This window comes from Marivivens sp. JLT3646, from assembly GCF_001908835.1.
Lineage (GTDB): Bacteria > Pseudomonadota > Alphaproteobacteria > Rhodobacterales > Rhodobacteraceae > Marivivens > Marivivens geojensis.
Map to the genome: position 1 here is coordinate 746,679 of NZ_CP018572.1, position 12,446 is coordinate 759,124.

General features: G+C 58.1%; 10 protein-coding genes and 1 tRNA gene. 8 read left to right on the forward strand and 3 right to left on the reverse strand.

Annotated elements, in window-relative coordinates:
• Position 1 precedes the first annotated feature (1 nt).
• Both BSK21_RS03780 and BSK21_RS15835 read right to left on the reverse strand, forming a co-directional pair.
• Complete coding sequence (locus tag BSK21_RS03780; protein ID WP_067549638.1) at positions 2–1,003, reverse strand: hypothetical protein; 1,002 nt, start codon at positions 1,001–1,003, stop codon at positions 2–4.
• 111 nt (positions 1,004–1,114) lie between these two features.
• A tRNA-Tyr gene (locus BSK21_RS15835) sits at positions 1,115–1,198 on the reverse strand.
• Positions 1,199–1,341: 143 nt separating this feature from the next.
• Between BSK21_RS15835 and rlmB the strand changes: the two genes are divergently transcribed.
• Positions 1,342–2,115, forward strand: coding sequence for a 23S rRNA (guanosine(2251)-2'-O)-methyltransferase RlmB (rlmB, locus tag BSK21_RS03785; protein WP_067549636.1), 774 nt, complete (start codon positions 1,342–1,344; stop codon positions 2,113–2,115).
• 182 nt (positions 2,116–2,297) lie between these two features.
• Entirely contained in the window at positions 2,298–2,717 is a 420-nt protein-coding gene (locus BSK21_RS03790) for a CoA-binding protein (RefSeq protein WP_067549635.1), read from the forward strand.
• Positions 2,718–2,733: 16 nt separating this feature from the next.
• Here the strand turns inward: BSK21_RS03790 and BSK21_RS03795 are convergent, their stop codons facing one another.
• On the reverse strand, positions 2,734–4,107 hold the full coding sequence (locus BSK21_RS03795) for a M20/M25/M40 family metallo-hydrolase (protein WP_067549633.1): 1,374 nt from the start codon (positions 4,105–4,107) through the stop codon (positions 2,734–2,736).
• A gap of 186 nt (positions 4,108–4,293) precedes the next feature.
• On the opposite strand from BSK21_RS03795, the gene hemA reads away from it, so the two are divergent.
• From hemA to BSK21_RS03825, 6 genes are all read left to right on the forward strand, one after another.
• The gene (gene hemA / locus BSK21_RS03800) at positions 4,294–5,517 is read left to right on the forward strand and encodes a 5-aminolevulinate synthase (RefSeq protein ID WP_067549631.1); all 1,224 of its coding nucleotides are present in this window, start codon (positions 4,294–4,296) and stop codon (positions 5,515–5,517) included.
• A 113-nt stretch (positions 5,518–5,630) separates the two neighbouring features.
• Positions 5,631–6,845 (forward strand): helix-turn-helix domain-containing protein, encoded by a 1,215-nt coding sequence (locus tag BSK21_RS03805; protein WP_067549629.1) that lies wholly within the window; start codon positions 5,631–5,633, stop codon positions 6,843–6,845.
• A 93-nt stretch (positions 6,846–6,938) separates the two neighbouring features.
• A complete protein-coding gene (gene ispG, locus BSK21_RS03810; protein ID WP_067549627.1) occupies positions 6,939–8,060 on the forward strand; it encodes a flavodoxin-dependent (E)-4-hydroxy-3-methylbut-2-enyl-diphosphate synthase in 1,122 nt (373 codons plus the stop codon).
• Positions 8,061–8,391: 331 nt separating this feature from the next.
• Positions 8,392–9,705, forward strand: coding sequence for an NAD(P)-dependent oxidoreductase (locus BSK21_RS03815; RefSeq protein WP_074038959.1), 1,314 nt, complete (start codon positions 8,392–8,394; stop codon positions 9,703–9,705).
• Between the two features lies 1 nt (position 9,706).
• The gene (preA, locus tag BSK21_RS03820; RefSeq protein WP_067549625.1) at positions 9,707–11,008 is read left to right on the forward strand and encodes an NAD-dependent dihydropyrimidine dehydrogenase subunit PreA; all 1,302 of its coding nucleotides are present in this window, start codon (positions 9,707–9,709) and stop codon (positions 11,006–11,008) included.
• Between the two features lie 178 nt (positions 11,009–11,186).
• Complete coding sequence (locus BSK21_RS03825) at positions 11,187–12,437, forward strand: Zn-dependent hydrolase (RefSeq protein ID WP_156529568.1); 1,251 nt, start codon at positions 11,187–11,189, stop codon at positions 12,435–12,437.
• The last annotated feature ends 9 nt before the right edge of the window (positions 12,438–12,446 follow it).

Sequence of the window (12,446 nt, forward strand, 5' to 3'; positions counted from 1 at the left end):
GTCAGCGCATCCAGAACCCGTTAGCTTTGATCCGATTGCGAATCTGGCGCTCTTTGCGGGGGAGATCGTTCTGATCGAACAGGTCCCGAATTTTTGCCCCGCGCCCCTGATAAACCAACCGTTTGATCGGTTCATAGAGTTTGAGGATCTTCTTCACCTTATTCGGTGTCGCGACTTCCTCCAGAACCTCAACCACACGGTCGCTTTCGCGCGCGTAGAGGAGCGGGAACATGCGGTAATGGCAGGTGACATCCCCATCCAGCCCGTCCAACTCTGGTCCCGGTCTGCCGCCGCCAAAAGAATGGATAACCAGCGGCAGGATTGCTTGATCCAGCCAAGGGTCGAGCGACTGAACCGCCAATTCATCAGGACGATTGTCGCGCAGCTCTACTGCCCATTCGGTGAACCGTTTCCCGAACTCTGCAGGATCGCGGTAGAAAAACCAGCCCGCATTAAAATAGAGATACCGTTTCCAGTATTCATCGGGTTCGTTCAGGTCGAGCGTGCTTTCGAACTCCAGCCCGAATTTGTCATAGAGCGATTTCCAGACGCCCGTGTAACCGGGCCAATAGAGCTCTTCTTCGGGCCATGTCCCTTCGCGTCGCATAGAGGCCGACGGACGGTCGAAATCAAATGCCACCGTGGAAATATCGCCCGTGATCAGCGTGTCGGTGTCGAAAAATACGAAAGGCTCGCCAGCGGGCAGGGTGCTGAGGCCTTCGATTTTGTTGCCGTAGGGGTAGGCCTGACCGAAATGTTTGCTCTCGAACGGCACGATTTCTGCGCCCAGTTCGATCAATGCCTCTTTGACAGAGACATCCATCGTGGGGTCCGATTTCCACAACGGCCCCATTTGCGGCTCTGCAATGATCAAACGGCCTTTGAAATCGAGGGAATTCGCCCGCAGCGACGCCGCAAACAGCAGGGCCTCATACTGAAGCCGTCCCGACTGTCCGACGATCATAATATTGAACGGCGGAGTGGTTTTCGATTTTCGCGCCATAGCTGCCTCAGGTCTTTTGCAACCACTATAGGGGGAAGTCGTGGCCTGCGAAACCCGAACACGCTAACGGATGCGCGGAAAACGCTGAGTTATAGCAATATGTGGGGGAAGTGGTGGGCGACCCTGGAATCGAACCAGGCGTGGGTCTCCCCGGCGGAGTTACAGTCCGCTGCTGCACCTTGCAGCCCGTCGCCCGAACCTAGGCAAAGCCTCGTTCGTGGGGGGCTGAATATGGGTCTTGGCCGAGGGCGTCAACAGGAAAAATGATCGTTTTTCGACACACTTGTGTAAAGTGCCAGTTTGGCCCATTGAGAGGGCTAGGATATAAGGGGTTCGCCATGCAAAAACCGAAGTGGGTCATCGAAAAAGAACAGGCCAAACGTGCAGCCGCACAAGAAACCGTCTGGCTGTTTGGTCTCCATGCGGTGCGCGATGCGCTGATGAACCCCCGTCGCAAGCGTTTGCGGCTGGTTGTGACCAAAAATGCTGAGGCAAAACTGGCGGATGCGATCGCAGCGAGCGGCATGGTTCCCGAAATTTCGGACCCGCGCAAATTTGCAGCCCCCATCGATCCCGACTCGGTCCACCAAGGTGCAGCACTCGAAGTGAAAGCGCTCGAATGGGGCACTTTGACCGATGTTGTCATGGGGCCGGGCATTGATCCTGCACGGATTATCCTGCTCGACCGTGTGACCGACCCGCATAACGTCGGTGCGATTCTCCGCTCTGCCGAAGTGTTCGGTGCCCGCGCTGTGGTCGGCGTGCAGCGACACTCTGCCCCTGAAACAGGTGCGCTGGCGAAAACCGCGAGCGGTGCGCTAGAGCGTCAGCCCTATATCCGCGTGCGCAATTTGGCGGATGCGATGGAAGAGTTGAAACAATTGGGCTTCATCATTCTAGGTCTCGCAGGCGAGGCAGATCAAACGATCGAAGCCGCGCTTGAAGGTCGCAAGGATCGCCCTGTCGCGCTGGTCCTCGGTGCCGAAGGCCCAGGTTTGCGGGAAAAAACACGCGAAACCTGCGATGCGCTGGTGCGGATCGACTTTGCGGGCGGGTTCGGATCGCTCAATGTGTCAAACGCTGCGGCGGTGTCGCTTTATGCGTCCCGTTAAGCCTCTGTTCACGTTTTCCTGATCAGACTTTCCTTAGGCAGCTCAGTGCCTATCTCTTCGTGCATGAGGCAAGCCTCGGAACAGGCTTGCAATATCTCACTGTCCCTCGTTCCATACTAGGCGTTCGGGTCCCAATCCCCCGAACGCCTTTTTTCTGCGAAAATGCTGGGTATATCCGCACCATGACGATCCAAGACGACATCATCGAAACCGTTCTACGCCAAACCAAAGTCATCGCTCTGGTCGGGGCGTCTTCAAATCCTGAACGCCCATCATATCAGGTGATGGCTTATCTTATGGCCAACGGATACCGCGTGATCCCTGTCAATCCGGGCCTCGCAGGGCAGGAATTGATGGGGCAGCTGGTCTATCACGACCTGACCTCGATCCCCGATGAGGTCGATATGATCGACATTTTCCGCCAATCCGATGCGGTGCCCGCCATCGTCGAAGAGGCGCTGCTGCGCTGGCCCACACTCAAGGTCGTTTGGACCCAGTTGGGCGTTGTCCACGACGGAGCAGCAGCCATGGCAGAGACGCGTGGTGTCACCGTGATCCAAGACCGCTGCCCAAAGATCGAGATCGCGCGCCTCGGGCTCTAACGGGGGGCGAACCCCCTCAGTTGCTCAGCGCGTCCAAGATGCGTGCCCAGCTGCGGATACCTTTGTGGAAGCTCCGCAGATCGTATTTTTCGTTGGGCGAGTGGATGGAATCATCTTCCATCGCGAAACCGATCAGCATCGAATCCATATCGAGGATGGTTTTGAAATAACCCGCGACGGGAATCGATCCGCCTGATCCTGTGAAGGCCGCAGGGTTGGGCCATTCATCTGTCAGGGCCGCACGTGCAGCGGCAAAGGCGGGATTGGTTGTTGCCATCACGCTCGCCGGACCTGCGCCATGGTCGTGGAATTCGACCGAACAATCTGGCGGAAGCTGATCGCGCACCCACTGTCGGAAGTTATCGCGGATTTTCAGCGGGTCTTGGGTTCCGACAAGGCGGAAGCTGACCTTTGCCTTGGCGACCGACGGCAGCACGGTTTTGAAACCGTCGCCCGTGTATCCACCCGTGATGCCGTTCACCTCTGCCGTGGGACGCGCCCAAATCTGTTCGAGGACGGTTTTTCCCTTTTCGCCAGCAGGGGTGGTCAGCCCTACGTCACCAAGGAACGCCTTATCGTCAAAGCCCAAAGCCTCCCACTGGCTGCGCAGTTCATCGGATAGCTCTGGCACGCCCTCATAAAAATCAGGCACCGTGATGCGACCGTTTTCATCATGCAGATTGGCGACGATGTTTGACAGCACGCGGATTGGGTTTATTGTCGGACCGCCATACATGCCCGAATGAAGGTCTTTGGACGGACCCGTGATGACCACTTCTTCGCCCAAGAGGCCGCGCAGCATGGTGGTGATTGCAGGGGTGTTTGCGTCAAATAGGTCGGTGTCACAGATCAGCGCGACATCAGCCGTGAGGTCCTTCGCATTTGCCTCCATAAATGGGACAAGAGAGGGCGAACCGCTCTCTTCCTCGCCCTCAAGGAAGATCGTGATCTTGCACGGCAGCTTGCCTGTTTCTGCGACATAGGCACGGCAGGCCTCAATAAAGGTCATCAACTGGCCTTTGTCATCAGATGCACCACGGGCGCGGATGACTTTGCCCTTGTCAGTCTCTTCGATCGCAGGATCAAAGGGATCGCGATGCCAAAGGTTCAGCGGATCAACGGGTTGCACATCATAGTGGCCGTAGAACAAAACATGCGTGCCGCCTTCGCCGCCATGGGCCATGACCATCGGATGACCTGGCGTCGGACGGGACGCAGCGTCAAAGCCGATGCTCTTGAGGTCCTCAACCAACCAATCCGCCGCCTTTGCACAATCGGCCTTGTAAGCGGGGTCGGTGCTGATCGACGGAATGCGGAGCAATTCCATCAAACGATCCAATGCATTATCCAGATCAGTGTCGATACGGGTGAGGATGGTGGACAGGGTCATGATCGCTCCGGCTTTGGTTTCCGATAGGAGACTACGCCGTTCCGATAGGGTGTCCAGTGCTGGAAAAGGTCGTTTTTATCTCTGGCGTGTCAAAAGGTAGCGTATTGTTAGAACCACTCTAAGGCTATATGGACCCACGAACCTGCCGTTAGCGCATTCGCGCTGCCTGACGTGAAGGATAGACATTTGGACTACAACGCCCACCTCGACGCTGCACTTGGTAAACTCCACGAAGAAGGCCGGTATCGGACCTTCATCGATATCGAGCGCAAAAAGGGACATTACCCTCACGCGCTTTGGCGCAAAGAGGACGGTAGCGAACAGCCGATCACAGTGTGGTGCGGCAATGACTATCTGGGCATGGGTCAACACCCCGTCGTTCTCGCGGCTATGCATGAGGCACTGGACGCAACGGGTGCGGGCTCTGGCGGTACACGGAATATCTCTGGCACGACCGTTTATCACAAACGGCTCGAGGCAGAACTGGCCGACCTTCACCAGAAAGAAGCGGCGCTTCTCTTTACCAGTGCTTACATCGCGAACGATGCAACACTGTCGACTCTGCCGAAATTGTTCCCCGGTCTGATCATTTATTCGGACGAGCTGAACCACGCATCTATGATCGAAGGCATCCGCCGCAATGGTGGCGCGAAACGCGTATTCAAACACAACGATCTGGCCGATTTGCGCGCGAAACTGATGGCCGACGATCCTACGGCGCCAAAATTGATCGCCTTCGAATCCGTCTATTCGATGGACGGCGACTTTGGACCGATCAAAGAACTCTGCGATCTGGCAGAGGAATTCGGTGCGCTGACCTACCTCGATGAAGTGCACGCCGTTGGCATGTACGGCCCGCGTGGTGGTGGTGTTGCTGAACGTGACGGTCTGTTGGACCGCATCGACATCGTGAACGGCACCTTGGGCAAAGCCTTTGGCGTCCACGGTGGCTACATCGCGGCATCGGCGAAAATGTGTGACGCTGTGCGCTCTTACGCGCCTGGCTTCATCTTTACGACCTCGCTGCCGCCTGTCGTCGCGGCTGGCGCTGCGGCCTCTGTCGCGCATTTGAAAACCGATCAAGCTCTGCGTGACCTGCATCAGGAACGTGCAGCGGTTCTGAAACTCCGTCTCAAGGGCATGGGCCTGCCGATCATCGACCATGGGTCGCACATCGTGCCTGTGATCGTCGGCGATCCCGTCCATACCAAAAAGCTGTCCGACATGCTGCTGAGCCAGTTCGGCATCTACGTCCAGCCGATCAATTTCCCCACCGTTCCACGCGGCACAGAACGTCTGCGGTTCACGCCGTCGCCCGTTCACGGCCCGAAAGAGATTGATGCATTGGTGAGCGCAATGGACCAACTCTGGAGCCATTGTGCGCTGAATCGTGCCGAAATGGCGGGTTAACTTTTTTCTGCCTGTGCACTGCTCTTTAGTATATGCTAGGGGCAAGAAAAGGCATCGTGATTGGGACGAATCGTAAAGCGATGCCGCTAATTTGAGGCGGTGGGACGGCCCTAATGATCGTTAAAGGTTTTCGGCGTAAAACTGCACCTGAGGCTGAAGAAAACAAAGGCTTTGACGCCTTTGATCTGCGCCTTGGTGACCTCATGCGTGGCGAGCGTGCTACCATGGGCAAAAGCCTTTTGGACGTTCAGCGCGAACTCAAAATCAAAGCGGCCTATATCGCAGCGATCGAGAACGCTGATCCTTCTGCATTCGACACTCCGGGCTTCATCGCGGGCTATGTGCGCTCTTACGCACGCTACCTGAATATGGACCCCGATTGGGCCTTCACGACATTCTGCCGCGAAAGCGGATTTGCGACCGCGCATGGCATGTCCAAAGCGGCCTCCAGCACAAAGACCAACCGCACCTTGGCGACCGACCTTGCGTCCCAGCAGTCAAAACCCAAGGATATGTTCGAGACTCCATCGACCCCGTTCGTTCCTGCGGGCGAGGGCTTCTTTGCCAAGATTGAGCCGGGCGCGATTGGGTCGCTCGCTGTTCTCGTGGCTTTGGTCGCGGGCTTGGGCTACGGCGGCTGGACTGTTCTGAAAGAAGTGCAGAAGGTCCGCTTCGCCCCTGTTGAGAACACTCCTGTTGTCGTGGCTGACCTCGACCCTCTGGCAGGTCTTGGCACTGTTGCGGACGACGCTGGTGCCTATGCCGCTGCGTTTGAACCGCCTGCGGCTGATGGCCTCGACCGTGTATATCGTCCTCAGGCGCTCGACGTGCCTGTGATGATCGCCCGCGATGGCCCGATTTCTGCGCTTGACCCATCGTCGATCGGCGCGCTCGCCCCCGAGGTAGAGCAAGGCCCGACCATAATGGCGACTGCACTACCGACCGAGGCCGCAACACCGATCACGGGCACGGTTCAAGTGACCGATGGCCCTGCGCCTGAACTGGCGATGGTTGCTGTGCGTCCGTCTTGGGTGCGTGTGCGTGCCGCTGACGGTGCCGTCATCTTCGAGGGTATCATGAACGCTGGTGACACATGGGCTGTGCCCGCAATGGCCGAACCGCCTGTTCTGCGGACAGGTGAATCGGGCGCGGTCTATTTCCAGATCAACGGTACGATCCACGGTCCTGTGGGCGAACGTGGCGTCGTGACGTCGAACCTTGCGCTGTCGGCTGATGAACTGGCGCAGACCTTTGCGGTTGCTGATCTGTCGGCTGACGATGATCTGGCTGCGGTGGTGAATGTCGCTCAGGCTGAAATCACTCAGTAATCCGCCTTTCCGATCACATCTTTTCGTTGACCCGTTGCCTGTCGGGGTGCCGCGCTTTAGGTAAAGCGCCTAGGCTTATTTCAAAGGTGTCCCATGTCGCACAACCCGATCCGTCCGTGGCGTAATATCGACCGTCGTAAATCGCGCCAGATCATGGTTGGCAATGTGCCCGTGGGTGGGGATGCACCGATCACGGTGCAGACCATGACGAACACCTTGACCCATGACGTGAAAGCCACGCTGGACCAGATCATCCGCGCGGCCGAAGCGGGCGCTGACATCGTGCGGGTTTCTGTGCCCGACGAGGCATCCTCTGCCGCGATGAAAGAGATTTGCCGCGAAAGTCCCGTGCCGATCGTGGCCGACATCCATTTCCACTACAAACGCGGCATCGAATCCGCCCTCGCGGGCGCGGCCTGCCTGCGCATCAATCCGGGTAACATCGGTGATGAAGCGCGGGTGAAAGAAGTGATCAAAGCCGCCCGCGACAACAACTGCTCCATCCGCATCGGCGTGAATGCGGGGTCGCTGGAAAAGCACCTCTTGGACAAATACGGCGAACCGACCCCCGACGCGATGGTGGAAAGCGGCCTCGACCATATCAAAATCCTTCAAGACAACGACTTCCACGAGTTCAAGATCAGCTGCAAAGCCTCGGACGTGTTCATGGCAGCGGCAGCCTATCAACAACTGGCTGAGGCGACCGACGCCCCCATCCACCTCGGTATCACAGAGGCGGGCGGCCTGACCTCGGGCACGATCAAATCGGCGATTGGCCTTGGTAATCTCTTGTGGATGGGCATCGGCGACACGATCCGCGTCAGCCTCTCGGCGGACCCCGTTGAAGAAGTCAAAGTCGGCTATGAAATCCTCAAATCCCTTGGTCTGCGCCACCGTGGTGTTAACATCATTTCCTGCCCGTCCTGCGCGCGTCAGGGCTTTGACGTCATCAAAACGGTTGAGGCCCTAGAGGACCGCCTGTCCCACATCAAAACTCCGATGAGCCTCTCGATCATCGGCTGTGTGGTGAACGGTCCCGGAGAGGCGCTTATGACCGACGTTGGGTTCACTGGCGGCGGGGCAGGGTCGGGCATGGTCTATCTGGCGGGTAAGCAGAGCCATAAGCTCGGCAACGATCAGATGATCGACCACATCGTTGAACAGGTCGAAAAGAAAGCCGCAGAGATCGAAGCGGACCAAGCCAAGGCCCTCTGACCAACGCGTCCCCGCTTTTCGATCCGCATAAAAACTGAGCAAACGCCTCTGTTTTTGACCAAGCGTGCAAAAAATTTAAACCGCCGATTTCGTGCTGCACTGCAGGAAATCGGCGGTTTTCGCGTCTAAGCGCTTCCCTAAGGTCACCCCGCAATCCCCTGTTTTGGAACGGTTTCCGTAGTTTCCCTGCGAACGGTCACGGCTTTTCTGCATTGCGCGAAGGTGACGCGCCACTCAAATCCCGTGCGTTTTTGTCGGATTATTTTACCAATTGATAAAAAATAAAACCTTGGCAGTCTTTTGGCAAAACCAATGACAACAGGGACCACAAATGACCACGCCGATGACCCCCGGTATCCAATCCGGCCGTTTGTCAGCCGACGCGCTTTCGCGGAACTTTGAAGACCTCCATGCGCCGCTTGATGCGCATGAGGCCCGCGTAGCAGCCGACCGCTGTTATTTCTGTCACGATGCGCCGTGTATGACGGCCTGTCCGACGTCGATCGATATTCCGCTGTTTATTCGTCAGATCCAAACGGGCACGCCCGAGGCGGCTGCGAAAACGATTCTATCGCAGAATATCCTCGGCGGTATGTGCGCCCGCGTTTGCCCGACAGAGACGCTCTGCGAAGAGGCCTGCGTGCGCGAAGAGGCCGAAGGAAAACCTGTCATCATCGGTCAGCTTCAGCGCTATGCGACCGACACGCTGATGGCAAAGGGCGTGCACCCGTTCACCCGCGCTGCCCCCACGGGCAAGTCCATCGCCGTGGTTGGGGCAGGGCCCGCAGGGCTGTCCTGTGCGCACCGCCTCGCCATGAAAGGCCACGATGTCACCCTCTACGATGGCCGCGCCAAAGCGGGTGGCCTGAATGAATACGGGATCGCATCCTATAAATCGACCAATGACTTTGCCGCGCGTGAGGTCGCTTGGCTGTTGGAAATCGGTGGCATCACGGTCGAGACAGGCAAGATGCTCGGCGCTGATCTCACCCTTGATGCGCTGAAATCCGACCATGATGCGGTGTTCCTCGCCGTTGGCTTGGGTGGCGTGAACGCGCTGCGCATCGAAGGCGAAGACCACGCGACCGCTGCCGTTGATTTTATCGAAGAGCTTCGACAATCCACCGACCTGACGACACTCCCCGTGGGTCGGAATGTGGTGGTGATCGGCGGCGGTATGACCGCCGTCGATGCTGCTGTTCAATCGAAATTGCTTGGCGCGGATACGGTGACAATCGCCTACCGCCGCAGCCGCGCTGAAATGGCAGCAAGCCCGTTTGAACAAGACCTCGCCGCTGCCAAAGGCGTGCGCTTGATGTTCAACGTGATGCCGACCGTGATTGCCGATGGCACGATCACGCTGGAATACACCGCGACCAAGGATGGCAAACTCTCTGGCACGGGCGAAACCGTGACCTTGCCTGCCGATCAAGTGTTCAAAGCCATCGGTCAAACCCTGACCACGGACGCTGGTCTCAAACTTGAGGGCGGCAAGATCGCCGTTGATGCCGCAGGCCGCACGAGCCTCGCAGGGGTTTGGGCTGGTGGCGACTGTGCCACGGGTGGCGAAGACCTCACCGTAACGGCCGTCGCCGAAGGACGCGACGCCGCCGAAGATATCCACGCTGCAGTGATGGGAGCGTAACATGGCCGATCTGACGACAAACTTCTTGGGTATTACCTCCCCGAACCCGTTCTGGCTCGCCTCTGCGCCGCCGACCGACAAGGAATACAACGTTCGCCGTGCGTATGAGGCAGGTTGGGGCGGTGTCGTGTGGAAAACGCTCGGCTCCGAAGGCCCGCCCGTCGTGAACGTCTCTGGCCCGCGCTATGGCGCGATCTGGGGCGCGGATCGACGGCTCCTTGGGTTGAACAACATCGAACTGATCACCGACCGTCCGCTGCAAACCAACCTCGAAGAAATCACCCGCGTGAAAAAGGACTACCCCGACCGCGCGTTGATCGTGTCGCTGATGGTTCCTTGTGATGAGGACTCGTGGAAAGCGATCCTGCCGATGGTCGAGGAAACAGGCGCCGATGGGATCGAACTCAACTTTGGCTGTCCGCATGGCATGGCCGAACGCGGGATGGGCGCTGCCGTGGGGCAGGTGCCTGAATACATCCAAATGGTCACGGAATGGTGCAAGAAATACTATTCCAAACCCGTGATCGTAAAGCTGACGCCGAATATCACCGATATCCGCAACCCAGCCCGCGCCGCAAAGGCAGGTGGCGCTGATGCGGTGTCTTTGATCAACACGATCAACTCCATCACCTCTGTGGACCTCGACCTGATGGCCCCGCAACCGACCATCGGCGGCAAGGGCACCCATGGCGGCTACTGTGGCCCTGCGGTGAAACCAATCGCGATGAACATGGTGGCCGAAATCGCCCGTGACCCGCAGACCGCTGGCCTGCCCATTTCGGGCATCGGTGGCGTGACCACGTGGCGTGATGCGGCAGAGTTCATGGCGCTCGGCGCGGGTAACGTTCAGGTCTGCACCGCCGCGATGACCTATGGCTTTAAGGTCGTCCAAGAGATGATCAGTGGTCTGTCGGAATGGATGGACGACAAAGGCTACACATCGACCGCCGACTTTATCGGCATGGCCACGCCGAACGTCACCGATTGGCAGTATCTCGACCTGAACTACGTCACAAAGGCCAAGATCGACCCAGATGCATGCATCAAATGTGGTCGCTGCTACATCGCCTGCGAAGACACTAGCCACCAAGCGATCCTGATGAAAGAGGGCCGCGTGTTCGAGGTGGACGACAGCGAATGCGTCGCCTGTAACCTATGCGTGGATGTCTGCCCTGTTGAGGACTGCATCACCATGGTCGAACTGCCCAAGGGCGAGCTGGACGAACGCACAGGCCGCAAACGCGGTGACTATGCGAACTGGACGACCCACCCGAACAACCCCGCTGCACAGGCTGCGGAGTAAGGAAAAAACGTTGCGCGGTTGCCTGTTTCTTGGGCAAGCTGCCTGAAACCTGCCGCGCAACGGTTCAGAATTGGGCTTACGCTCGAAATTTTAGCACTTTGTTTTGATCAAAAAAGCGGTCAGCATGAGGATGCTTTTACCGCTTGGTCAAAAGAGACTCGGACATCAGGAGACAGGAATGGCTGCACTTACTGGCAATCTGACCGTAAATGGGGATCGACTTTGGGACAGCTTGATGGAGATGGCCAAGATCGGTCCAGGGATCGCCGGCGGATGTAATCGCCAGACCTTGACCGACGAAGACGCCGAAGGCCGCGCGCTGTTCAAATCGTGGTGCGATGCGGCGGGTATGACGATGGGCGTCGATACCATGGGCAATATGTTCATGACCCGCGAAGGCACTGATCCTGATGCTCTGCCGATTTATGTGGGATCTCACCTCGACACGCAGCCCACGGGTGGGAAATACGATGGTGTTCTGGGCGTGCTCGGCGCACTTGAGGCCGTTCGGACGATGAATGACCTCGGTATCAAGACCAAACACCCGATTGTCGTGGTGAACTGGACCAACGAAGAGGGCGCGCGGTTCGCCCCTGCGATGCTAGCCTCTGGTGTGTTTGCTGGGATGCATACGCAGGACTACGCCTATGCGCGGACCGACCTCGACGGTAAGTCCTTTGGCGATGAACTCGCGCGGATCGGTTGGAAGGGCGACGAAGAGGTTGGCGCCCGCAAGATGCATGCCTATTACGAATTGCACATCGAACAAGGCCCGATCCTCGAGGCAGAGGGCAAAGACATCGGTGTCGTCACCCATTGTCAGGGTCTTTGGTGGCTCGAATTTACCCTCACGGGCAAAGAGGCGCACACGGGCTCTACCCCTATGCCACTGCGTGTGAACGCGGGCCTCGCCATGTCGCGCATTCTGGAAATGGTCCAAGAGGTCGCGATGAAAAACCAGCCCAATGCTGTGGGCGGTGTGGGCCAGATGCGGTTCTCTCCGAACTCGCGCAACGTGCTGCCGGGTAAGGTGGTCTTTACCGTCGATATCCGCACGCCCGATCAGGCCAAACTCGACGCGATGCGGGCAGAGATTGAAACCCGCGGCGCTGAAATCGCAGCCGAACTGGGCGTCGGATGCTCAGTCGAGGCGGTCGGCCACTTCGATCCCGTCACTTTTGCCCCTGACCTCGTGTCGAACGTCCGCAACGCGGCAGAGCGGTTGGGCTACAGCCACATGAACATCATCTCTGGCGCTGGGCATGATGCCTGCTGGGCGGCCCGTGTGGCCCCCGCGACCATGGTCATGTGTCCTTGCGTCGATGGCCTGTCGCACAATGAGGCCGAAGAGATCAGCCCAGAGTGGGCCAAGGCAGGCACCGATGTCCTGCTCCATGCCGTGCTCGAAAGCGCGGTCATCGTCGAATAAGAGGGAGAT

Bases quoted from the DNA above. Each gene is read 5' to 3' on its own strand.
- BSK21_RS03780 (WP_067549638.1), bottom strand. From the start codon at position 1,003: ATGGCGCGAAAATCGAAAACCACTCCGCCGTTCAATATTATGATCGTC.
- rlmB (WP_067549636.1), top strand. From the start codon at position 1,342: ATGCAAAAACCGAAGTGGGTCATCGAAAAAGAACAGGCCAAACGTGCA.
- BSK21_RS03790 (WP_067549635.1), top strand. From the start codon at position 2,298: ATGACGATCCAAGACGACATCATCGAAACCGTTCTACGCCAAACCAAA.
- BSK21_RS03795 (WP_067549633.1), bottom strand. From the start codon at position 4,107: ATGACCCTGTCCACCATCCTCACCCGTATCGACACTGATCTGGATAAT.
- BSK21_RS03805 (WP_067549629.1), top strand. From the start codon at position 5,631: ATGATCGTTAAAGGTTTTCGGCGTAAAACTGCACCTGAGGCTGAAGAA.
- ispG (WP_067549627.1), top strand. From the start codon at position 6,939: ATGTCGCACAACCCGATCCGTCCGTGGCGTAATATCGACCGTCGTAAA.
- BSK21_RS03815 (WP_074038959.1), top strand. From the start codon at position 8,392: ATGACCACGCCGATGACCCCCGGTATCCAATCCGGCCGTTTGTCAGCC.
- preA (WP_067549625.1), top strand. From the start codon at position 9,707: ATGGCCGATCTGACGACAAACTTCTTGGGTATTACCTCCCCGAACCCG.
- BSK21_RS03825 (WP_156529568.1), top strand. From the start codon at position 11,187: ATGGCTGCACTTACTGGCAATCTGACCGTAAATGGGGATCGACTTTGG.